Origin of the sequence: Bacillus sp. CDB3 (assembly GCF_002081505.1) — a bacterium.
GTDB classification, from domain to species: Bacteria; Bacillota; Bacilli; order Bacillales; family Bacillaceae_G; genus Bacillus_A; species Bacillus_A cereus_AT.
The window spans coordinates 40,758-64,127 of the sequence record NZ_ALBR01000025.1; the positions used below are offsets into that span (position 1 = coordinate 40,758).

The window sequence follows — 23,370 nt, forward strand, 5'->3', positions numbered from 1 at the left end:
ATGAGATTAAATATCTGGTGGCCAGCGGCTTGCCCACAAATTTTCTTTGATGATCATGCTCGTCATTTTTCAGTAGAATATCGCAATTTCCTTCATATGGCAGTGAAAGAAATTAATGAGCAAAAATCACAAGAAAATAATTAATATAGATAAAACTTTACAGCAGAACAATCGATATACCTCATTAAATATTGCTAGAAAGTGAGCAAATTTGATGGGGTGTATTTTTTATGAAGTTCAATTGTACTTTAGGCTTTCTTTAGGTTCCGAACATATTAGTTTACGGAAAGTGATTTTATTAGATCCTCTAGGTTCACTGGAACTTTCTTAGTATTGTAAATCTACGTATTTTCTTGACGGTTCTACGTCTAAACGTATATTGCGATTAAAGTAAGTATGAGTAATTTTAAATGTTGTTTCATTATGTAGTACTTTAAATTTTTAAGGTTTAATTTAATAAAACGTTGATTTTTAAAACTATATCTAAAATTAACCAAGCACAACCCCATCCTAAATTTAGAACGGGGTTATGCTTGGTTGAGCTTTATAGCAGAAAGAAAATATTGTCTTTCTGCTATAAAGCCGCACCTTTCCCGCGTTCTTCCTTAAACCGAACTTCAAAAGTATCCGCTGTAATCTCATCAGCTTTCGGCAATGCTCGTAATTTCGGATGAATTAGCCATACGAGAGAGATAAATAAAATCCCGATGCTAGCGAGTGCGAAAATGAGTTGGCTAGTATATACATTCGCAGTGTATCCGCCAACTAAAGAACCAAGTGGCATCGCAATTGTGCCCATACTTCGCATGACTGAGTTGATGCGTCCAATATATTGATTTGGAATTACAATTTGACTAATTGTCGCAAATAATATGTTGGTCGCACCAATCGGTACCCAAGCTAGGCCGAATAAGAAAGTAGATAGCCATTGAAACGGTACGATCGTAGAGAGAAACCAAAAGAAAGCGCCAGCCGCAAAGCTAATAATGGAGACGCGGCCAACATTACGTTTGCCAACCCATGAACTGAATAGTGCTCCAATTAAACTGCCGGCTGATATAGCGGCTAAAAAGAAGCCGTATAATTTCACGCCACCTAAAGAATCAGCGAAAGAAGGGAGTATGGCCATCGTCATACCGATTGAAAAATTAGCGACAACTGAACCGATTAAGAAGACGCCCATTAATGAACGAAAGACGATCGAAAAACCTTCTTTTAAATCAGAGAAATATTGTTTAGTTGAAAGTGATGTGCTCGTTTCTGTTTGCTTTGGCATTTTTAATGAAAAGAACACAAGGGCAGTAATCGCGAATGTAAAAGAGTCGATTACATATAAAGTAATGGCGCCAAATAGTGCTACTAATATTCCAGAAAGAGTCGTACAAATTAAATCGATGCCTTGATATGCAAATGAGAAGAGTGAATTTCCTTTTAATAATTGTGTTTTATGCAGTAGAAGTGGTAAAGCTTTCGATTGTGCGGGATAGGCGAATTGTTCGATAAAAGCTACGATGGGCATAATGATGAGTAGTAGTTGGACTGTTAATAGGTCGAAGTAGTGTGTAATAGGAATAATTAAAATAAGAATACATTGCAGAACTTGTGTGATTACGAGGGTGTTTTTTATTGACCATCTATCAACGAATGGACCGGTAAGAAATTGAAGTGTAGAAGGTAATAATGTAAGAAAACCAGCCAATCCAGAATAAAAAGGATTACCACTCAGCTCATATACGAGCCACATCGCTGCTACATAATACAAACTATCTCCTATGTTTGTGAAAATTCTCCCTAAAAATAATAAGAGGAAATTCCGGTTTTTTAATACGTCCACTTTATCTACTCCTTTGAAATAAATTTATTCGGTAAAATAAAATTGACCGTTGATGTAAAAAAAATCGTATTACGATTTTTCTTCTTTTTTCACAAAGCGCTGCATTGCTCGTTCGTCGATTTGTAGTGCAGTAGTAGAAATGTAATAAGATTTACTATTTGGATCTTTATCCGCGTCTTTTGTGATCTCGTTTAATTCAGACATCAATTTATAAAACTTTTTCACCCACACTTGAAATTGTTCTGGCGTAGCATCAAACTCCCAGCAAGATGAAACATAATTCCAATCAGCAGGGTCTTCGCTTTCTTTTCTTAATGTAAAAGCTTCTTCGGGTGCAGCGAGAATATGGCTTTTCGTTCTTTCCGTCATTTGTAAAAAGATTTGGCGACCTGATTCGCTTAATATTTCTAAATGAGGTAATAGTTCTGCAGCAGGGGTGAAGCTTTTCGCGACAGATTGATAAAACTTTTGAACGATGCCATTTTTCTCTTCTGTATAAACGATTTCTATAAAACCATTCTTTTCTAATTCTTTTAAATGATAATGAATTTTTGCCCTTGAAATGCCGAATTTCTCAGATAGTAATTGTCCTGTATAAGGACGTTCGCATAGACGCATCATCATTTCGACACGTAGTGGATCGCTCATTGCTTTTAGTTGGCTATAAGTAGTTAGTGTGAACATGGGCTTCAACATAATCAACTCCTTGAATTAAATTACTCGGTCAATATTATTTGACTGAATTGTATCAAGGATTGTAATTATTTTCAATACTTTCTGAAAATTTAATTTTCATTATGTAATCTTCTGTTCATATTCCGTTCATATTTCTTTTTTATGATAAGTGCATAGAAAGTAAGAGGAAGGAGCGAGCGAAATGTTTTTAGCTCTGCGTGAATTAAAACAATCAAAATTACGATACGGATTAATCGGACTTATTATGGTGTTATTATCATTTTTAGTCCTTGTCATTTCAGGATTAGCAAATGGATTATCATATGATAATGCTTCATCGATTCAAAATATGGAGGCAAATAAGTTCGTTTTAGCAGATGATGCGGAAAATAAATTACTTCGTTCACAAATTAAACAAGATGATGTAGATAACGTAGTAAATCAAGTAGGCGAGAAAGAAGCAGTTCCGTTTCGTGTGAAAATTTCAACTTATGAAAAGAAAGATAGTTCAAAAAAAGTTGATGTCGCTATTTTCTCAAGCGAACGGGATTCATTTTTAGAACCGAAAATTGTAAAAGGCGAGAAATTAGGTACAGCAAACAACGAAATGGTTGCTGACGAATCAATTAAAGAAAAAGGAATCGATATTGGGGATACAATTATTGATCCTGTTTCAAAGAAAGAATTTAAAATCGTTGGATTTACGAAAGATCAAATGTTTAGCCATACACCAGTCGTTTATGTAAATGAAGACGTATGGGGCTCTATCTCTCAACCAAATCAAAAAGATTATAGTGCAATTGCGCTTAATACAGATAAAGAAATTAAAAATGCACATGTTATCGACAAAAAAGAAGTATTACAAAGCATTCCAGGATTTAAAGAAGAGCAAGGAACATTAACGATGATCATTGCATTCTTACTTGTTATCGCTGCGTTACTAATCGGTGTATTCTTCTACGTAATTACACTGCAAAAAACACAGCAATTAGGTGTATTAAAAGCAATTGGAACGAAAAATTCTTATTTAGCAAATAGCTTAGTCGTACAGGCGTTATTCTTATCAGTCGTTGCGATGGTAATCAGTATTGTTCTTGTACAAGGATTAGAACAGATTTTACCAGCGGGTATGCCGTTCTTATTAACAACACCGATGATTGCACAATATGCAGCAATCTTTATCGTAATTAGTATTTTAGGAACACTTATTTCGTTATACCAAGTATTAAAAGTTGATGCATTAGAAGCAATTGGAGGCGGGATGTAATGACTTCATTATTAAAATTAGACAAAGTAAGTAAAGTGTACGGAGAAGGGAATACTGAAGTAACAGCCCTTCATCCGATGTCGCTTGATGTGAAAGCTGGAGAATTTATCGGAATCGTTGGTCCTTCTGGATCAGGGAAAAGTACATTATTATCAATCGCGGGTGCATTACTATCACCTTCAAAAGGGGATATTTACATTCGTGAGCAAAATATTACACAGTTATCCGAAAAGGAAATGACAGACATTCGTTTGAAAAAAATCGGCTTCATTTTCCAATTTGCAAATCTCGTTCCATATTTAAATGTAAAAGAGCAATTGCTTTATATTGCAAAGCTAAAAAAAGAAAGTAAACAAGAATCAGAAAAGCGTGCGGATCATTTATTAGCGGCATTTGGATTAGGAGAAAGAAAAAAACATTATCCAAATCAACTATCTGGTGGGGAAAAACAAAGGGTAGCAATCGCTCGTGCTTTCATGAACAACCCAGATTTAATATTAGCTGATGAACCAACTGCAAGCTTAGATTCAAAACGTGCACGTGAAGTTGTTGAAATGATGAAACGTGAAGTGAAAGAAAGTCAAAAAGCAGCAATTATGATTACACATGATGAAAGAATGCTCGATGTATGTGATCGTATATTGACGCTTAGAGATGGGAAGTTAATATAAAGAAAAAAGACAACCGTACATATATGTGCGGTTGTCCTTTTTATAAATTATTTTAAAATAGGTATAATGGCTTTATTTTGAGAATAACGTTTTAATTTTATTTCGTGTTACTAATAAAACGCCGCCTAAGATAGATAACATTCCGAGTGGCACGTTACTTGATTGCTCACTACCAGCGTTAGGGAGCTCTCTAGCATTATTTTTCGCTGGAACAGTAGTATTGTTATTATTCGCTGTCGTTTGTTTAGGTTGCGATACTTCATTAATTTTGTTATCTACATTTTGCTTCGTTGTATGTAACTCAGCTAATTTGTCGTCAATTTTCTTCTCAGTATGTTTAAAGTCGTTTATTTTAATATCTAGGTCTTGTTTTTTCTGTGTTAAATCGTCTGAAACAGTTTGTTTTGCTTGTTTAATTTCATTTATTTTATTTATTAAGTCCTGTCTAGCCTCTTGTAACTCAGCTAGTTTGTTTTTCACATCTTGTTTAGCTAGTTCTAAGTTAGCTGAAAGACTATCTAAATTTTGTTTGATTTTCTTAAGTTCTTCTAACGTGTTACCTGCATTCGGCTTGTTTTCTTTAATTTCAGCAAGTTTGTCCTCAGCAGTTTGTTTCGCTTTCTTTAACTCGGCTAATTTTTCATCTACTTGTTTTTTACTTCCTTAAGTTCATTAACCTTTTGATCGATGTTTTCTTTATGCTGCTTAATTTCATTCACTTTTTCATCGACAGTTTGTTTATGTTCCTTAATCTCATTAACCTTTGTATCGATATTTTGCTTATGCTCTTTAATTTCAGCGACTTTGTCATCTACTTGTTTTTTATGCTCTTTAATTTCAGCAATTTTATCCTCAGCAATCTGTTTATCTTGCTGAAGTTTTGCATCTAACTCTTGTTTATGTTGCTTAATCTCGCCGATTTTTTCATCTGCAACTTGTTTACGTTCATGTAGTTCATTAACCTTTGTATCAACATTTTCCTTAACTTGGTTAAGTTCATTTAATGTTTGATCCACATTTTCTTTGTGTTGCTGCAATTTCGCATCTAACTCTTGTTTATGTTGCTTAATTTCAGCTAATCGATCTCCAGTACTTTGCTGGGGAGTAGCATCATTTACTTCTGCATGAGTAGGGGTAGATCCCGCAATCATTGCTAAAGCTAGTGTAGACGCAGCGATTGTTTGTTTTGTTTTCATATTTTTGTACCTCTTTCCTATGAATAAACTCTATTGTGTAAAATTGAGCATATAAAAGCAGATTATTATATCATTATATACCATGTTCAGCGCTTAGAGGAAGTATTTGCATAATAATCTGTGATTATGTAATTCTTATAGTCTCTTATTTTGGGATAGGGGATAAATCTTCAGCAAGATGAACAATTTCTTCGATAGTAGAGTTTACATCTTTATTATTGCGAATAACAAACAAATAATCAGCCTCGTTTTCTACAGGATCTATTACACCTTCATGAAGGGATTCAACCTGTTGACGATTGAGAACTTCTTTGAAACTGGAATAGTTACCTCTAAAAATATTTGTAATTCGCGTGCTTCGAGCCACTCTTTCATAAAGTACATCATCTGGGATGTCAAAATGTACTAATATACGTACATATTCGTTTTGTGGAAATAATTCGTTTAGTAAATATAATCTTCCGTTTTTACTGCGATTGGAATTACAAATGATAAGGTGTAAATTTGTATATTCTTTTGCATAATCAACGATGAATTTTGAAAGACCATGCTTAAATGTATTAGGGCCCTTAGTCGGCTGTAATTTTTCATAATGCGTGTTAATAAATTCGGCTTGGTTATCTTGATCCATAACGAAAGAGTTGGGTAACTCTTTTTCTAACGCTCTTGCAAATGTAGTTTTTCCGCTGTGTGTTTTTCCTACTGTGATGATGACTAATCTTTTCATATTGGCCTCCATAAGTATTGTTATAATCAGGAATGTTCGGTGTGAATCGACAATTTTCCTGCTAGAGAATATGCAAAGTGTCGGAGTGGTAGTGAGCCGAAAATTTTACAAATAAACTTATTTATTATGTAATTTACCAATATTAAAAAAGTCTGAAATAAGGTTCTCCTAGCCAGGGGGACCCTATTTTTGTTGTGAAAATGAAGGATTGTGATGTGATGTTGTCCTAACTCAAATGAACTAAAAATATTCTGTTTAGAAAGAGGCAAGCAATACTATTATTATTGAAATATGTATATGGAAGGGAATTTAATTTCGTTTATTTCTCTTGAGGTGAAGCATAAGGAATAATTACTTGAAGCTTTAAAAAATCCCTGAAGTATGGGAATGTTCCTGGTGAAAAGGAGATTTAGAGTAAATATTAATAATAGCTGTTAATAATAAAAAAGGTGGGAAACGTATACCTTTTATTGTTAAGTACAGCCTTTCATAATCTATGTTAAAGTAATTGGAAAATTCATGGGAAAATGTTATGGTTTATTTGGGAGCTGCACATTATTTATGTTCAGTAAAAAAGGGGGATTAAAGTGGGAGCTAAAATTTTTAACGGCAGGCATATAGCCAATAGCAAGGATAAAGAATTTGTTGTTTTTATTATTGGTATGCGTATTAATAACCTATTAAAATTTTGGAAGTGGATACCAGTTTTTAACGCTATGGGACCTATGATTAAAGAATTGTATCAAAACCCACAATGGGGTTTCTTACATACAGAAGTTTTATTTAGTTGGAGAAAAGTAATCTTAATTCAATACTGGAAAGGATTCGATGAGTTAGTAAACTACGCTCACGGAAAAAACCATTCACATGCTTGGAAATCATACAACAATAAGATTAAAGATAATGGGAGTGTCGGTGTATTTCATGAAACCTATCAAATAGAAAAAGGTGCTTCTGAAGCAATCTATGTTAATATGCCAAAAACAGGTTTAGCTATAGCTACCGAGCACATAGCAGTATCTCAAGATACTAATACTGCTAAAAAAAGGATGGGCGAATAATTTAGAATTTTTAATATTTATATTGGTGAAAAATGAAGTATAAGAAAGACACCTCAGAGTGTTTTTCTTTTTTTCAAAAGGACCTGCTCATTAAAATAGGAATATTATGTATGTAATTTCAATTTTCCTCTTGAAAACATACAATTTTTCGAAGTGTTAAGGAGAGTTGAAAACTTGACAAAAAAACTTATTTATGCTATAATTTACCAATATAAAAATAACGTGTATAATAGGGTTCTCCTGGCCAGGGGGACCCTATTTTTGTTGTGAAAATGAAGGAGAGTGTATGTGCGTGAAAAAAGGTGAAGCAAGTGTAACGTCGTTAGTATCAGCTTTCGGAAGGGCGTATCATAGTGAATTTGATAGTCCTAAAATCTTTGATGATTATGTAGCTAAAGATTTAATTTCACAAAAAGAACGTAACAATATTGAAATGAATATGGTTCAAGGGATACATTTTTTCAATAAAGATATTGCAGAGAAGTTTCAAGATGATTCGAAGGAAATATTAAAATGGATTACACAAGTTCAATTATCACCAACACCTTTAGCACGTGCGGCATATTGTGAAAGAGTATTACTCCATGAAATTACATTGGGAGCAAAACAATACGTCATACTCGGTGCTGGCTTAGACACGTTCAGTTTTAGACACAAAGAATTAGAAAATAAAATAGAAATATTTGAAGTGGATCATCCTACTACACAAGGTTTTAAGAAGGAGAGAATAAAAGAAGCAAAACTTGAAGTTCCAAATAATCTTCATTTTGTTTCCATGGATTTCACGAAAGGTTTTTCCTATGAACAGTTACGTAATGAAGGATTTGAAAATAAAAAGACTTTCTTTAGCCTTTTAGGTGTTACGTACTATTTAACAAAAGAAGAGCTTTCTAGTTTAATAGAATGTTTATTCGAGATGGTTCCAGAGGGGAGCTCTATCGTTTTCGATTATCCGGATGAAAACTTATTTATGGAAAAAGGATTATCCAATCGAGTTGAAAACATGGTGAAAATGGCTGCAGTAGGGGGAGAACCGATGAAATCATGTTATTCTTATGCCGAGATGGAAGCACTGTTAGAAAAGGCGGGCTTACTCATTTATGAGCATTTATCGCCAGAAGACATAAATAAATTATATTTTGAAGGACGAAACGATTATTTAGAAGCTTTTGAGACGGTGCAGTATATTCATGCGGTGAAGAAGTAGATAATTAGTATCGTGAATTTTCAGGGGAAACAATTGGGATATCTTAAGAAAGAAGAGATTTTGTCTTTTTATTGTACACACGAATCAGTTTACTTTAATAGTTAGATTAAGATAAATTATGATATGATTAGTATTGGATTTCTTAATAAGGGGGTTTTTAAATGACGCCAGAACAAATTGTTAGAAAGTTTTTTGAAGAAGTACGTTCAGGGAATAATCCTGATTATTCAAATCAACTAATGGCAGAAAAAGTATTGGCACATCAAATTGTATCTGAAGAAGAACAAACAGTTTGCAGAACACCTGAAGATTATGCTGAACATGTAAGAGAGATGATTGAAGTATACGGTAATTTTTCTTTAGAAATTCAAGAATTTTTAGTACAAGGAAGTAAAGTATATGTACGTTGGAAACAAGTAGGTATGCATGTAGGAGAAATCGATGGCTATCAGCCTACAGGACTTCCAATCATTCAAATAGCAAGTGCGGTGTATAGAGTAGAAGATGGGAAAATTTCAGAGTATTGGATTCAAATTGATAGGTCAGGAATTCAAAACCAATTAGAGCGCAATAAAAATATTCAGTAGTTAATTTTTAAAGCTATAAGTAGGCATGGGGAGAAATCTCTGTGTCTTTTTTTAATGGAGATTTCTCCTACAAAAGTAGTAGAAATTTCATTTGAATTTACTACCACAGTTGGATATATCATATTTCAATTTCGATAGAATAGTAAATAGGTATATTGGATATAGAGATACATACTTCGGATTTAGAATTACAGGAACTACTCAACCCGTTGTTACCAATAAAGAAAGGAGCAAGTAGAATGATACAGAACATATATGAAACTCATTTACATGTAAGGGATTTAGAAAAGGCGATAGATTTCTATCAAAATAAGTTAGGGTTAGCATTAGCAAGAAAACTATCCAAAAGAAAAGTGGCTTTCTTTTGGGTAGGAGAAAGTAAAAAGCAAATGCTTGGACTATGGGAAGTACATAATATTGAAGATTTTGAGATGAAACACTTTGCTTTTGGTGTAGATTTAGAATTTCTAAAGGCTTCTAGATCGTGGTTAGAGAATCGTGGAATAGAAGTGGTAGGAAGCCAAGGAAAAGGAAATCAAGAGCCAATTGTCCAAAGATGGATGCCAGCTGCAAGTGTATACTTTTTGGATTTTGATGGAAATAAATTGGAGTTTATTTCTATGTTACATGATAATCCAGATGAATTAGAATATGCATCCTATTTAAGTGAATGGAATGCGGAACACCAAGAGAAATAAATGAGATTGTATCTATAAAACGGAAAAAACGGTATTCTTTTTGTGAAAATATACAGAAAAGATGGCTGTTTTATTTTACCGGAGTTATTCGAATTAAATGAAGAACATTTAAAAAGGTAAAGTGTTTTATTGAGATTATGTAAAATAGATTAAAACACAACGTATCAAACTAAGCGAGTTATCGTGTGATTTTACACTCATTTAATATTAATAGGTAAATAGAACAATTGGTGCCAATTGTTAAATGGGTAGTGTAAAAAAGACAAAATCTCTTAAAAAACACTTAAATTTTTACTCCATTAATCTTTACAATCCCTCCTTATAATGTGAATTGGACAAGCATTTAAGAGAAAGCAGAATATGTCAATTTGTACATTCTATTATTAGGGGGAGAATTTGTATGAAAAAGGCAGTTGCTTCATTAGCTGTTATGGCGGCGTTATTAGCGACATTTTCAGCACATGCAGAAGTAAAAGAGCACGTTCGAAAGTCAGCTACAACTTTTAATGTTATTAGCGACATTCAAGGAGATTTAGGGGATTTTGATCATGTGTTAAAAGATATGAACAAAGTGACGCCACTTTCTAGAGCGCTTATTATGAATGGGGATATAACGTCAACTGGACAGCAGTCACAATATGATGATGTAAAGCGTGTGTTAAACAAAAATAAGCTCCCGGAAAATGTATGGTCAACAGTTGGGAATCATGAGTTTTATGCAGGTAAATGGACGGCTGATGGGAAACTCTCTCAAAATACATGGCCAAATGGTGTAACTGAGGAAACGCTATTTAACCGCTATCTGAAATTTAGCGGACAAGATAAGGTATATCATAAAAAAGAATTAGACGGTTATCCGCTTTTATTTTTAGGAACTGAAAAATATATGAAATACCACGATTCGAAAATGTGGGATGAAGTATATATGAGTGATGAGCAATTAGGATGGTTAAAACAAAATTTAAAGGAATATAGTCAAAAAGATAAAAATAAGCCAATTTTCATTTTCTCTCATCACGTTTTACCTGATACAGTATCTGGATCAAGACAAAACCCGTATTTACAAGACTATTTAAACGTTGATAAATTGTACGATATATTAAAAGACTATCCGCAAGTTGTTTTCTTTACGAGTCATACGCATTGGGACTTAAACTTGCCAGACTGGGCTGGTAAAAAGAAAATTACAGGCGGAGATGAAAAAGGATTTACGGTTGTAAATACAGGCGGGATTGAAACTGGTTGGATGTCGGCTGGACCAAATGGCGGAGAGAAGACTGCGCCGGATGGATATTCTTTCAAACAAGGATTACAAATAAAAGCATATGGTAACGATGTAGTCGTAACGGCTTACGATTATAAACGTGATAAGGATATAAAGAAATTATCAATTAGTGATGCAAAAATCGCACAAATGGCACCAGATGTGACGGCTGATGATAGAAATAATGTAATCGTTGGTGCAACAGAATATATGGAGTACACTGTAGAAGGAACGAACGAGTGGAATACGTATAATCCAGGAAAACCGCCAAAATTTGATGGCGACAAAATCGTATACGTACGTCACAAAGGAGAAATGAATTTAGAGCCAGGATTAACACAGCTTCTTCGTTTTTCGGCAAATAAGTGATTGGAGAGAGCCCACATTTAAATGTGTGGGCTCTTTTTTGAATGATGAGAAATAGATTTTGTAAGTCGTTTTTTGTCGGCAGGTCGATATTCTATGTTGAATCACCGGTAAAAGTAAAATATCGCCGATATAATTTCATTTACTGAATTTCGATATATTTTTAATCCGGAAAGGTGACTTCATCATTTTTCCATGTAATAATAGTAGGGTTACATTTACTGTGAAAGAGTATAAAAGGAGCGTTATTGATGAATTTAGCTAAATTCCCTAGAAAAAAATATACAGAATCATATACACCAATTGAAAAATTAAACAATTTTTCTGAGGCACTTGGTGGCCCAACTATTTATTTTAAACGAGATGATTTACTTGGTTTAACAGCTGGCGGTAATAAGACGAGAAAGTTAGAGTTTCTAGTTGCGGATGCACAGGAAAAGGGTGCAGATACGTTAATTACAGCTGGTGGTATTCAGTCAAACCATTGCCGTCTAACACTTGCAGCTGCGGTAAAAGAAAAAATGAAATGTATTCTTGTGTTAGAAGAAGGGCTTGAGCCAGAAGAAAAGCCAGACTTTAACGGAAACTATTTCTTATATCATTTATTAGGTGCTGAAAACGTAATTGTTGTGCCAAACGGAACAGACCTTATGGAAGAAATGCATAAAGTAGCGAAAGAAGTAAGTGAAAAAGGAAATACACCATATGTAATACCAGTTGGTGGATCGAACCCTACTGGTGCAATGGGGTATATTGCTTGTGCGCAAGAAATTATGGCTCAATCATTTGAGCAAGGAATTGATTTCAGTTCAGTTGTTTGTGTAAGTGGTAGCGCTGGTATGCATGCTGGTCTAATTACTGGTTTTTCCGGAACGCAAAGCAAAATTCCTGTAATCGGAATAAATGTAAGTAGAGGAAAAGCGGAGCAAGAAGAGAAAGTAGCAAAACTTGTAGATGAAACTTCAGCTCACGTAGGTATTCCAAACTCTATTTCACGCGAAGCAGTTACATGCTTTGATGAATATGTAGGACCAGGTTACGCTTTACCAACATCAGAAATGGTTGAAGCAGTACAGTTACTTGCGAAAACTGAAGGTATTTTACTTGACCCAGTTTATACAGGTAAAGCAGTAGCGGGACTCATTGACTTAATTAGAAAAGGTAAATTTAATAAAGAGGACAACATTTTATTCGTACATTCAGGTGGCTCACCAGCTTTATATGCGAATACGTCCCTGTTTGCGTAAGTGTGAAAAAGCATTGGATATCCAATGCTTTTTGTTTTGAATTAACGTTGAAATTTGATACAATTTCGTGAATATGCGATGATTTTTCAACATTTAATGGTAAACAACGATATATATAGGAGATTGATGTATGACAGAATTTTGGGAAGCAAGTTTTATAGAAAATCAAATGATGTGGGGATTTGAAGCTTCAGACTCCGCAATTTTAGCGAAGGACTTTTTCCTTGAAAAGAAAGTGAAGGATATATTGATTCCTGGTATTGGGTACGGTAGAAATGCGAAGGTTTTTATTGATAACGGAATACATGTAACAGGTATTGAAATTTCAAAAACGGCGATTGAATTGGCAAAACAAAATGAGCTTAATGCTGATTTCTTCCATGGTTCAGTAACTGATATGCCTTTTGATAACAAACTGTATGATGGTATATTTTGTTATGCACTTATTCATTTATTGAATAAGGATGAGAGAGAGAAGTTTATTAAAGATTGTTATAGTCAGTTAAAGCCAAACGGATATATGATTTTTACTACTATTTCAAAAGATGCCCCAATGTTTGGAAAGGGGAAACAACTGGGTAAAGACTACTTCGAGATAATGGAAGGGGTAAAAATGTATTTTTATGATGTTGACTCGGTACAACAAGACTTTGGAAAATATGGACTGATGGAAACTACGGAAATTGTGGAGCCACATAAAAATATGGTAAGTAAACCTCCATTTAAATTTATAATGATCAAATGTCAAAAAATACTATAATTATCATTGTGTAAAAATAGTGAAAGATTACTTAATAAGCTGCTTGAGTAAGCGATTCACTCATTGTTCTTTAAAGGCGAAGTAAGGGGAGTCAAATGGTGTCCCTTATTTCGCCTACTTTATTTTAAAGCACGTTCTAAACTTTCAATGAATTATTTGTTATATAATGGAATTATCGAAACGTGAGAGGGGTGATTATATGAGTACAACATTAAGGTGGGTCATATACACGATACTCAGCATTTCTATAATACTAATCCTTCTTTTAGGTTACGGATTATATTTATATTTTACGTGAAATGATAACCGAACCAAAGGAAAAATAAAATAATTGCTGTGTTAAATAACGTAAAGGTTAAACCGATAATAGATAAAATTTTCTTTTCAGTACGACTATAAAATGAGATAACCGCTAATATAATTGCTATAACAGCGGAAGCTAATATGAAGTACGCGAAAGGAACCACGTATTCTACTCCAACTCTGTCTAAAATAGGTGAGAAGAGAAATAGATTAATAGTAACGAATATACTTACAATGAGAAACGTATAACTTTTCCAAGTGTATGTATTCATTTGCATTGAATAGCACTCCTTCCTTATTAATGTTTATATGTAAAACTAAAAGGTACCTTTTATTAAAAGAGGGGGACTAATATGCGAATTAGAAAATTGGTTTTAGTTTTTGTTGCTATATGTATATGCATAGTAACCGGCTGTTCAAATATACTAGGAAATGAAGATCAAAGAATCGAAGTGCAGAAACATGTTGGTGATGATAAATATGAAGATTTTAAGATAGTGACAGACAATAATCAGGTGTTGCAAGTAAAGAAAATATTAAATGAAATTCATTTTGAAAATAAAAAATCGGAAATGTCGCGTTCAGCTGATTATCAGTTTATTTTTCAGTTTAAAAATCCGAAAATTGAGGCGAAAGCTGTGTCATATCAAATTTGGATTAGTCCTAATAAGGATAAAGTAGAAATAATGGCGGGGGATAATCGGTATGCTCAATTAGAAGGAAAAAACGCAGCTACTTTGTTTGAGATTGTTATGGGAGAAAAGTTAGTTGAATAAAAGTATATGGTACTTAACTTTTTCGGATCTATTGTAATGATTCACTACTTGTAAGGGATTATTCAGTGTGTCTTTCTATAAAAAAGTCTAAATTTAATCAATTAAATGCGATAAAATCTGGTCAAAAATAATGAAATTTCAGGAAAAATGAGGTACACTAGTCAATGGTTTTGCTTTAAAATCGATTGACGTTAATGTATACGGGGGAAAGATTGATGAACAACAATACAGTAAATGAATCAGTTGAAGAAGTTGAGAAAAAACGGGTAAGATCAAAAAAACGTTTTACAAATTGGAAGCTTATCGCAGCGGGTGTTGGTATAATTGCACTTCTCGTTGGGGGAGTGAGTTATTATCAGGCAACTCACTTCAACTCGAATGTTACGATTAATGATACCAATGTTGGTGGTTTGAGTGCTGATCAGGCAATACAGAAATTAAAAACATCTGGACTAGCAAACAAAGTCTATGTCGATCAACAACAAATTTTAGATGAAAAAGAGACAAAAACAGAACTTACGGAAAAAAATTTGCCACAAGTTAAGAAACTACTAAAAAGCCAGTGGACATTTTTCCCTTCCTCAAAGGAAAAAAATTATTCATTGCTACCAGAAAAGGCGGATCAATATCGTAGTGAAACGATGAAAAAACTTGTAGAAGAAAAACTCATCTCTATGAATGAAAAACTAAAAGCGCCTCAAGATGCTATGGCGAAGCTCGAACAAGGAAAGATTGTTATCTCGAAAAGTGTTGAAGGAAAACAGTATGACGTTACTAGTCTACTGAAAGATTACGACAAGCAGAAATATAAAAGCGAAATTCATCTGAAGTCTACATACATACAGCCTATTAAAGAAGACGATCCGATTATCAAAAAAGAGGAGAAAGCACTACAAAATCTTCTTCAACAGTCAGTTGAATATAAAGTGCAGAATGAAGTTTATCCTTTAAAAGCGAAAGATTTAATTCAAAATGCCTCTATGTCAAAGGATATGAAGGTTACAATCGATGCGAGCGATATTAAGAATAAGATTGCTGAAATTAATAATGCTAAATCAACATTAAATAAAAATTTCAGCTTTAAAACCCATTCCGGTTCGGTCATATCAGTAAAAGGACAAGGCTACGGCTGGGCACTAGATGTTGAAAAAGAAACAAAACAAGTTGGGCAAGCTTTTGAAAAGGGTGAAAAATCGCTATCTGCTTCTAATATTCACGGAAATGGTTGGGAGAAGGAAGGTATCGGTTATAAAACAACATCGAATAATGGCATCGGAGACACGTATGCGGAAGTTTCAATTGCAGAGCAACAAATTTGGATTTATAAAGATGGAAAATTAGCAGTCACAACAAATGTAGTAACTGGTAAACATAGCACGAGTGAAGATACATCACCAGGTGTGTGGTACGTCCTATATAAACGAACACCATACACGTTGAAAGGAAGCGCAGTAGGTAAAGCTGATTATGCAGTTAAAGTAGATTACTGGGTTCCATTCACAAATAGCGGTCAAGGATTCCATGACGCAGGCTGGCGAACAAACTGGGCAAATAATGCTTATTTAACAGGGGGATCAGGTGGATGTGTTAACCTTCTTCCTAATGTTGCAAAAACTGTGTATGATAGTTTGAACACTTATGATCCAGTTATCGTGTACTAGAAAATAGCTACGTATCAAAAACTTAAACTGATAAACAAAGCAGGAAATCTTACCTGATGGTACATGAAAAAACACCTCTTGCATTCGCATACTAAGTGTGCAAATGCAATGGAGGTGTTTTTGTTTGAAGACAAGAGTTTATTGCCTATAAGAAACAAAGTGGGAAGAGATTGAGATGAAAAAATAGGTGTTCAAATAATCAATAAAATTGACACTGAATATCATTTTCATTTATTATGGAATCGTCGTATGTAATTGGACATGATTTTTGTGAAAAATTCTATTTTTTATATTGATATAATAGATTTCTATTAAGTTGTCACATTTAAGAACTATCATTAAATCTTTCAAGAATTTAAACGTAGGAAAGGGTAATATAAAATGAACTGGAAAAAAAGCGGATTATGGATTATTATTTTTTTCATTGTAAAAGGCACGATTTCTACACTTTTAATAGTTACAGGTGCTAAATATTTTGATTTATCATTTATGCAACTTGTCGTATTGATTCTGACCTTATTAGTGATTTCTCTAATAAGCCGAAAATTGCTGTATAGACATAAACAAAACAAAAAGCAAAAAGAGCTAAATATATAATGAAGCCCCAGAGACCTTTGGATTTCTGGGGTTTTACTTATTTAATAGTGAGTTTTGGGCCAGCAATATAAATGGTACACTCCATCAGTTTTATCGGTTGTAAATCAAGAATTCACTAATTTTGTTGAATAAACAGAAAACACTTTTCTTTTCTTTTATTTCATTTAATATCAATAAGGGCACCAAAAAAATAGGTAGGGGTGCTAGAATGTACGGTATTATTAATTACGAAGTGTTTTTACTAACAGGGATTTTATTAAATCTAATTCCTGGTGCAGACACCATGTATATTGTGGGAAGAAGTATTTCACAAGGTAGAAAAGCAGGTGTGTATTCTGTTTTGGGTATTATTACTGGTTCTTTAGTTCATACGTTATTGGTTGCTTTTGGTTTATCTATTATACTTACAAAATCCGTTGTGTTATTTAACACCATTAAGGTTATAGGTGTTATCTATCTTGTATATTTAGGAATTAAAATGATACTTGATAAGACAAATGTAGCTTTTCAAGCTCCATCCAATAAATTGAACATTAGAAAGATATATTTACAAGGACTCTTAACAAGTCTTACGAATCCAAAAGTCTCTTTATTCTTTATTGCGTTTCTTCCGCAGTTTATAGATACAAAGGCTGCAGGTCCTATACCTTTTATCATTTTAGGAATTACTTTTACAGTAACTGGACTATTGTGGTGTTTATTTGTTGCTTATTTCTCTTCATATGTCACAAAAAAATTAAGAGGAAATCAAAAGGTAGGAATGATTCTAAATAAAGTAACAGGACTGATTTTTATTGGTATGGGGTTAAAGTTGCTTCAAACGAAGGCTCCTCAATAAACATGAATAATAAAAAATGCCCCCTTTTAAGAGATGTTATCTTTAATTTAAGCTAATTTCTATATATTAAAAAGCCCCTTCAAATTTGAAGGGGCTTTTTGCTTGTTATCGATCAATTGTCGTTTTTTTGAATTCACTAAAAGTTGCCGGACCTAAGCCAAATAATGATACCCTTTCTAGCAAAATAATTAACCATCCTACGCAAGAAAGTTCAGGTAGCTAATCGCATATGTTTTATGGAAAGGATGTGATTGAATTTTGGAACGACCGAATTGGGGAATTGGAGGATTAGTATTCGTTGGCTGCATGTTTCTTGGCGGAGGAGTGGGATCTATATTAGGTGATACTCATGCTGGATGGCTAATAGGGATGGGTGCTGGATTTATTGGGATGGCTTTAACGAGACTGATTAAAAAGTAATATAACAGAGATTCTTAATACCATAAGAGCTCCATACATTACAGTTAGAAGCTTCTCTTTTGTATTGGTCTTTTTTTAAATTTTTCCATACATAGATATGATTCTCAAGTCGGAGGATGGCACCTTAGGGTGTCTTTTTTATGCTCTCTAAAAATGTCTGAACATATAATAGCCGAGTTTTGCCTTCAGTATCCGATGCCCGTCATCTTTTTTGTAATAGAATAGATTCATTACCGTTTCAGACCGATGTATTCATTCATAACCTAACAGTAAAAGGGGGGATGATTAAAGGTATGGCGATTAATGAGGAATCAATTTGTCAACAGTTTGCAAGAATTATCGGTGGCCAAGAAGGATTCGCCGGTGGGAAATGCGTAGCAACAATAAATCGGGATGAAATACGTGCAACAATCTTGGGAAAACGTTTTAGAGTAACAACTTCCTTCTCATTCGAATCAAGAGATCATAAAACTGGACGGGCATTATGTCTAGGACGGGTAGCGCTCTTACAAAAGGAAGTCACTGGATTTGTTGCTACAATTATTAAACAAGGAATAATTGTTTCGTCTATACACAATGAGTGGTTATGTGATGATCCAAATTTGATTTACGTTAATATTGAAGACGTTGATGATCCGCTAAGTTTCGCAAGGAAAGTTAGAAGAGCGTTATGCAATTAACTAATTTCTTTCGTTAAATGAGTAATAGAAAAGGATCTTCAATTGAAAGATCCTTTTCTATTGCTCATAAGTGAACGATTATGTTAATTAAAATATTTCGGATTGGTGAAGATTATATTCGGAAAATATGTTTAAGTTGAGGGTTTTATACAATTTTTCGACTAATCTAGTAAAAAATGAGCATCTTAAAACCAACGTCAGGATAAGAATGTATAAAAAATGCACAGGTCGATAGAACATAGGAGAACTCCCTCTTGTCCTTTCTATCGATAATGATCCGTTCTATTAATTTAATAGAGATAAATATACAAGAAAAATGAACTGATTTTACATAATATATATAAATTTGATACGTAAAGGAGTTTGATAGTTTATGCCATCAAAGAATAGGAAACACTGCAATACTTGTAAACCTTGTAATCCTATTCCCAGACCAACAGGAGCGACAGGGACAACAGGACCAACAGGAGCGACAGGGACAACAGGAGCAACGGGAGCAACAGGGACAACAGGAGCAACGGGAGCAACAGGGACAACAGGAGCAACGGGAGCAACAGGGGCAACAGGAGCAACGGGAGCGACAGGGGCAACAGGACCAACAGGGGCAACAGGAGCGACAGGGACAACAGGAGCAACGGGAGCAACAGGGGCAACAGGAGCAACGGGAGCCGACAGGGGCAACAGGACCAACAGGGGCAACAGGAGCGACAGGGACAACAGGAGCAACGGGAGCAACAGGGGCAACAGGAGCAATCTGTATTAGAACTGACCCGAATAATGGATGTTCTGTGGCAGAGGGAGTTAATACTGTTGCAAGTGGATTTGCCTCCCACGCAGAAGGGGATTTTCCGGTCGCAAGTGGATTCGCCTCCCACGCAGAAGGGAGTATCACAACAGCAAGTGGAGATATATCCCATGCCGAGGGAACTGGAACAACAGCAAGTGGACTTGAATCTCACGCCGAAGGGAATAACACAACAGCAAGTGGATTGGTCTCCCATGCAGAAGGGGCTAACACAAAAGCAAATGGAGAAATCTCTCATGCGGAAGGGTATGGAACAACAGCAAATGGAGGTGCCTCCCATGCAGAAGGATCTGGAACAAAAGCAGAGGGCGATAGCGCTCACGCAGAAGGTTCCAACACTATTGCTAGTGGAATTTCCTCTCACGCTGAAGGTGGTGTAGGATTTGATAGTTCGCCTGCCCCTACATTAGCAAGCGGAATTAGCTCTCATGCCGAAGGGATTGATACCAAAGCAAGTGGATTGGCCTCTCATGCTGAAGGAAATACGACAGAAGCAAGGGGAGAAGTCTCTCATGCGGAAGGAAGTCATACATTTGCTGTTGGATTCGCTGCCCATGCAGAAGGTGAATCCACATTCGCAAGTGGAGAGACCTCTCATGCCGAAGGAGGTAGCACAGTCGCAAGTGGGGGTGCCTCTCATGCCGAAGGAGGTGGCACAGAGGCAAGTGGAGATGTCTCTCATGCGGAAGGAAGATTCACAACAGCAAGTGGGGATGCCTCTCATACCGAAGGTGCATTCACAACAGCAAGTGGAGATGTCTCTCATGCCGAAGGATTTAGGACAACAGCAAGTGGGATTGTCTCCCATGCAGAAGGTAGATTTACGAATACTGCCGGATTTGAAGGTGCTCATATCATGGGGCAATTTGGGAATGCGACTGAGGAATTCTCCTGGTTCATTGCCAATGGAACGTCAAGTGCTCCAGGCTTAGGTGCGAAATGGGTTAGCACCAGCGGCAACATGGCTATAGAGGGGGCCTTTGTTCACGGAACTGCTGATTATGCCGAAATGTTTGAAAGCTTAGATGGAAACCTGATTGATGTGGGGTATTTTGTGACCATAGAAGGGGACAAAATACGTAAGGCAACAAGCCAGGATACGTATATTGTAGGCGTGACTAGTGCTACTCCAGGTGTGATTGGTGATAGTAGAGAACTGCGATGGAAAAACAAGTTTGTGACAGATGAATGGGGAAGAATCCAACATCATGAGGTAGTTATACCTGCTGAAACAGATAAAGAAGGTAGAGTAATCCTGCCAGAACGTAAAGAAATCCAGCCGATTTTGAACCCTGATTGGGACCCTGAAAGAGAATATTTTTCACGTCTCAAACGCCCGGAGTGGGTAGCTGTTGGTTTAGTTGGTAAGCTTCTTATTCGTGATGATGGTAGCTGTGAAGTTAATGGGTATTGTATGCCAAATGATGAAGGAATCGCAACAGCAACAACTAACGGATACCGTGTTATGAAACGTACAGGACCGAATCAAATTATGATTTTACTTCGTTAGAAAACTAAATATATCACTTCCAATAACGATAATTATGTAGATGAGCTGTCTATATGGGCAGCTCATTTTATTTTTTGCTTAGCGTACGAAATTCCTATTTTGTTTATGCTATCTCATCGCTATCAAACTGTCATTAAAATTCAAATTTAACAGGTTTTAAAAAAAGTTCTTCTAATGTACCTTTTGCATCTTTACTTTCAAATAAAATCTCATATAAAGCGTTACTAATTGGAAGTTCAACATCGTATTGTTTAGATAGTTCTTTCAATCATAAGATGAAGGTTTTTCCTTGTATTTCATTAATTAAGTTTAATTGACAAGCAAACGAACGTAATTCCTGTGCACTAATCGATATAATAATAATCTCCGCAATTGAAATTGCTTTATGTAGAGAATTACTTAGCTCAATATCTTCTGAGAGATTAAGATAATCATTTTTTCTAGTTTCGCTTAATTTAATGTAATTTCTTGAGTTTTCTCTGCCCCATAACATGACATTATGACCAATTTTGTTAGCATACCAAGCTATAAAAGTACCCCAACGTCCACAACCAAGAACTGAAATATTCAATAACCTCACCTTTGTCTTTATAAATTTTTATGATGTTTTCCTTTGCATGAATGGTTTTATTTATATTGTTTAATATTGGATAAATATTAACAAAAATCCTTTATCTTGTGTAACTAATGGACATGAATTAATGTTTTACTACTAGTAAAAACATTAAATAAGAGGGGGAGATTGTTTGTGTGTTCATATCGGAAATCTCCGCTTTTATTGTAGCGTCAGTGTTTTAGTGGAAATTAAATATATACGACAAATTTTGACGGGAAATACATACACTTGGCTCAACTAATAATCAGTGGGGGATGAGCGCCCCCACTGAAACGGATTAAAGTTTCGCTTCATCAGCAACAGCATTTATTTTAGGTGGTATTGTACTTTTTATTATGTTTTGCCCAGATCCATTAAATAGTTCAAAAAAGATTTGACTACTTTTCAAATAAATAAAAATTAAAAAACCGGTTCTTTCGTAAAGGAACCGGTTTTTTTGCGTATGAAATTTGCGTTTTGTTGGTGCTACCACACCTCTATCAAGTTATCAGATACATGGTAATAGATGTTTTTATAATTTGAAAGACGAGGAAACGAACTTGGAGGAAGTATTGGAAGTATGTTTGAGAAGATTAAATCAATGGAAAAGGAAATGTTTTTTAGCCTGGGCTAGGACCTATCCGCCCGTTCTAATTAACTAAAAGAAGAACTTCCCCATACCGATTAGACTACTAATCATTCCTATTCCATTCATGCTGCTTTTTCCTACTGCAAGTAAGTTTCCAAGCATTCCTGGCTGACCGTTATTCCCCCATCCCATGGGACTTACCTGTCCTCCCCACGCTGGAGGGTTTCCGAAAACACCCCATTTATTGGCATTAAAATTAAAAGCCTTGGCTGGCGGTGATAGTAAAGCGGCAAGATGACCGTGTGCGAACATCCCTGCATGATTGAATTGTTGGGCCCAGGGGAAGGGAGGTTTTTGAAAATTGAAACCTGCATGGCCTGAAAATGGGGCCCAATTAGCAGGATGTCCTTGGGGCATCATCCCCGCATGATTGAATGGTTGGGCCCAGGGGAAGGGAGGTTTTTGAAAATTAAAATCAACATGGCTTGGTAATGGAGCCCAATTAGCAGGATGTCCTTGGGGCATCATCCCCGCATAATTGTTTGGCTGGCCCCAAGAGAAGGGGGAGGACTGGGGATTGAAACCTGTATAATTGGCTGGTGAATCCCAACCAAATGGATAGACTCGACAACTCCAATTCTCAGGAATCTTCAGACCATTCATTCCCTCAGCTTTAGTTATTTGGGGCTGTGAATATAATGATGACATTGAAATTTGGTTATTATATTGTTCCTCGTCTCCCTTTGAATTCAAATACCAATATTGGTGCATAAGCTTATTCCCCTCACTTTAAAAATGTAATGTTAGACTTAGCCTATGTAATATTCCTTTTTATGGATGGTTACATAACTAGATTTACAAGCCTGTATTTAAAGGAATGGGTGTATGGTCTTGTTGATTTATCCCGCTATTTGTGGGCAGTAAGACACCTCCACCTCAAAATTCAGCGAAAGCAAAGAAGTTAGATGGGGGTTTGGCTACCTGTAAACACCCACTGATTAAAGTTTCACTTTATTTTAGAAGGGTATTTTCAGTT

Annotated in this window: 24 protein-coding genes and 1 pseudogene; 18 read left to right on the forward strand and 7 right to left on the reverse strand. The window is 35.2% G+C overall.

All coding sequences use genetic code 11. The features are described from left to right. Positions 1 to 144 carry a hypothetical protein gene (locus CDB3_RS32230; protein ID WP_256869699.1) on the forward strand — a complete coding sequence of 48 codons (144 nt, stop codon included), beginning with the start codon at positions 1 to 3 and terminating at the stop codon, positions 142 to 144. Positions 145 to 574: 430 nt separating this feature from the next. On the opposite strand, the gene CDB3_RS08420 is transcribed toward CDB3_RS32230, so the two are convergent. Continuing rightward, positions 575 to 1,834, reverse strand: a complete 1,260-nt coding sequence (locus CDB3_RS08420) for an MFS transporter (protein WP_128854099.1) — start codon at positions 1,832 to 1,834, stop codon at positions 575 to 577. A gap of 69 nt (positions 1,835 to 1,903) precedes the next feature. After that, positions 1,904 to 2,530: an ArsR/SmtB family transcription factor gene (locus tag CDB3_RS08425; protein ID WP_128854100.1), complete on the reverse strand. Its 627-nt coding sequence runs from the start codon at positions 2,528 to 2,530 to the stop codon at positions 1,904 to 1,906. Between the two features lie 181 nt (positions 2,531 to 2,711). Here CDB3_RS08425 and CDB3_RS08430 point away from each other — a divergent pair, with 181 nt between their 5' ends. Together CDB3_RS08430 and CDB3_RS08435 are read left to right on the forward strand one after the other, a co-directional pair. Next, complete coding sequence (locus CDB3_RS08430; protein ID WP_128854101.1) at positions 2,712 to 3,776, forward strand: ABC transporter permease; 1,065 nt, start codon at positions 2,712 to 2,714, stop codon at positions 3,774 to 3,776. Next, entirely contained in the window at positions 3,776 to 4,447 is a 672-nt protein-coding gene (locus tag CDB3_RS08435) for an ABC transporter ATP-binding protein (protein WP_128854102.1), read from the forward strand. Before CDB3_RS08430 ends, CDB3_RS08435 begins: the two co-directional genes overlap by 1 nt. 72 nt (positions 4,448 to 4,519) lie before the next feature. Here CDB3_RS08435 and CDB3_RS08440 read toward each other — a convergent pair. Beyond that, positions 4,520 to 5,643 (reverse strand): annotated as a pseudogene (locus tag CDB3_RS08440) (LPXTG cell wall anchor domain-containing protein). Between the two features lie 145 nt (positions 5,644 to 5,788). Further along, complete coding sequence (locus tag CDB3_RS08445) at positions 5,789 to 6,370, reverse strand: AAA family ATPase (protein ID WP_128854103.1); 582 nt, start codon at positions 6,368 to 6,370, stop codon at positions 5,789 to 5,791. A gap of 587 nt (positions 6,371 to 6,957) precedes the next feature. Between CDB3_RS08445 and CDB3_RS08455 the strand changes: the two genes are divergently transcribed. The 7 genes from CDB3_RS08455 to CDB3_RS08485 all read left to right on the forward strand — a co-directional run bounded on the left by CDB3_RS08455 (position 6,958) and on the right by CDB3_RS08485 (position 13,560). Further along, positions 6,958 to 7,431 (forward strand): DUF4188 domain-containing protein, encoded by a 474-nt coding sequence (locus tag CDB3_RS08455; protein ID WP_128854104.1) that lies wholly within the window; start codon positions 6,958 to 6,960, stop codon positions 7,429 to 7,431. A 286-nt stretch (positions 7,432 to 7,717) separates the two neighbouring features. Then, positions 7,718 to 8,638, forward strand: a complete 921-nt coding sequence (locus CDB3_RS08460; RefSeq protein ID WP_128854105.1) for a class I SAM-dependent methyltransferase — start codon at positions 7,718 to 7,720, stop codon at positions 8,636 to 8,638. Positions 8,639 to 8,799: 161 nt separating this feature from the next. Next, positions 8,800 to 9,225 carry an ester cyclase gene (locus CDB3_RS08465; protein ID WP_128854106.1) on the forward strand — a complete coding sequence of 142 codons (426 nt, stop codon included), beginning with the start codon at positions 8,800 to 8,802 and terminating at the stop codon, positions 9,223 to 9,225. A 239-nt stretch (positions 9,226 to 9,464) separates the two neighbouring features. Further along, positions 9,465 to 9,923: a VOC family protein gene (locus CDB3_RS08470; RefSeq protein WP_097830296.1), complete on the forward strand. Its 459-nt coding sequence runs from the start codon at positions 9,465 to 9,467 to the stop codon at positions 9,921 to 9,923. 400 nt (positions 9,924 to 10,323) lie between these two features. Further along, positions 10,324 to 11,556, forward strand: a complete 1,233-nt coding sequence (locus CDB3_RS08475; protein WP_128854107.1) for a DUF4073 domain-containing protein — start codon at positions 10,324 to 10,326, stop codon at positions 11,554 to 11,556. Between the two features lie 248 nt (positions 11,557 to 11,804). After that, positions 11,805 to 12,800, forward strand: a complete 996-nt coding sequence (gene cuyA, locus CDB3_RS08480) for a D-cysteate sulfo-lyase (protein WP_128854108.1) — start codon at positions 11,805 to 11,807, stop codon at positions 12,798 to 12,800. 130 nt (positions 12,801 to 12,930) lie between these two features. Then, the gene (locus tag CDB3_RS08485) at positions 12,931 to 13,560 is read left to right on the forward strand and encodes a class I SAM-dependent methyltransferase (protein WP_128854109.1); all 630 of its coding nucleotides are present in this window, start codon (positions 12,931 to 12,933) and stop codon (positions 13,558 to 13,560) included. Positions 13,561 to 13,850: 290 nt separating this feature from the next. On the opposite strand, the gene CDB3_RS08490 is transcribed toward CDB3_RS08485, so the two are convergent. Next, a complete protein-coding gene (locus tag CDB3_RS08490) occupies positions 13,851 to 14,141 on the reverse strand; it encodes a hypothetical protein (protein WP_128854110.1) in 291 nt (96 codons plus the stop codon). Between the two features lie 75 nt (positions 14,142 to 14,216). On the opposite strand from CDB3_RS08490, the gene CDB3_RS08495 reads away from it, so the two are divergent. From CDB3_RS08495 to CDB3_RS08525, 8 genes are all read left to right on the forward strand, one after another. Then, positions 14,217 to 14,639: a YhfM domain-containing protein gene (locus CDB3_RS08495; protein WP_128854111.1), complete on the forward strand. Its 423-nt coding sequence runs from the start codon at positions 14,217 to 14,219 to the stop codon at positions 14,637 to 14,639. Positions 14,640 to 14,854: 215 nt separating this feature from the next. After that, complete coding sequence (locus tag CDB3_RS08500; RefSeq protein ID WP_128854112.1) at positions 14,855 to 16,300, forward strand: L,D-transpeptidase family protein; 1,446 nt, start codon at positions 14,855 to 14,857, stop codon at positions 16,298 to 16,300. Positions 16,301 to 16,681: 381 nt separating this feature from the next. After that, positions 16,682 to 16,897 (forward strand): hypothetical protein, encoded by a 216-nt coding sequence (locus tag CDB3_RS08505; RefSeq protein WP_128854113.1) that lies wholly within the window; start codon positions 16,682 to 16,684, stop codon positions 16,895 to 16,897. 208 nt (positions 16,898 to 17,105) lie between these two features. Then, on the forward strand, positions 17,106 to 17,735 hold the full coding sequence (locus CDB3_RS08510; RefSeq protein WP_128854114.1) for a LysE family translocator: 630 nt from the start codon (positions 17,106 to 17,108) through the stop codon (positions 17,733 to 17,735). A 258-nt stretch (positions 17,736 to 17,993) separates the two neighbouring features. Continuing rightward, complete coding sequence (locus CDB3_RS31605; protein WP_179139680.1) at positions 17,994 to 18,155, forward strand: hypothetical protein; 162 nt, start codon at positions 17,994 to 17,996, stop codon at positions 18,153 to 18,155. Positions 18,156 to 18,436: 281 nt separating this feature from the next. Continuing rightward, positions 18,437 to 18,835: a DUF1259 domain-containing protein gene (locus tag CDB3_RS08515; protein WP_128854115.1), complete on the forward strand. Its 399-nt coding sequence runs from the start codon at positions 18,437 to 18,439 to the stop codon at positions 18,833 to 18,835. Between the two features lie 373 nt (positions 18,836 to 19,208). After that, positions 19,209 to 19,598, forward strand: a complete 390-nt coding sequence (locus CDB3_RS08520) for a hypothetical protein (RefSeq protein WP_218673334.1) — start codon at positions 19,209 to 19,211, stop codon at positions 19,596 to 19,598. 25 nt (positions 19,599 to 19,623) lie between these two features. Continuing rightward, positions 19,624 to 21,150, forward strand: coding sequence for a peptidase G2 autoproteolytic cleavage domain-containing protein (locus CDB3_RS08525; RefSeq protein ID WP_256869700.1), 1,527 nt, complete (start codon positions 19,624 to 19,626; stop codon positions 21,148 to 21,150). Positions 21,151 to 21,418: 268 nt separating this feature from the next. Here CDB3_RS08525 and CDB3_RS08530 read toward each other — a convergent pair whose 3' ends face one another. Together CDB3_RS08530 and CDB3_RS08535 are read right to left on the reverse strand one after the other, a co-directional pair. Further along, positions 21,419 to 21,721: a hypothetical protein gene (locus tag CDB3_RS08530; protein ID WP_256869701.1), complete on the reverse strand. Its 303-nt coding sequence runs from the start codon at positions 21,719 to 21,721 to the stop codon at positions 21,419 to 21,421. A gap of 682 nt (positions 21,722 to 22,403) precedes the next feature. Next, complete coding sequence (locus tag CDB3_RS08535) at positions 22,404 to 23,105, reverse strand: hypothetical protein (protein ID WP_128854116.1); 702 nt, start codon at positions 23,103 to 23,105, stop codon at positions 22,404 to 22,406. Positions 23,106 to 23,370: the final 265 nt, after the last annotated feature.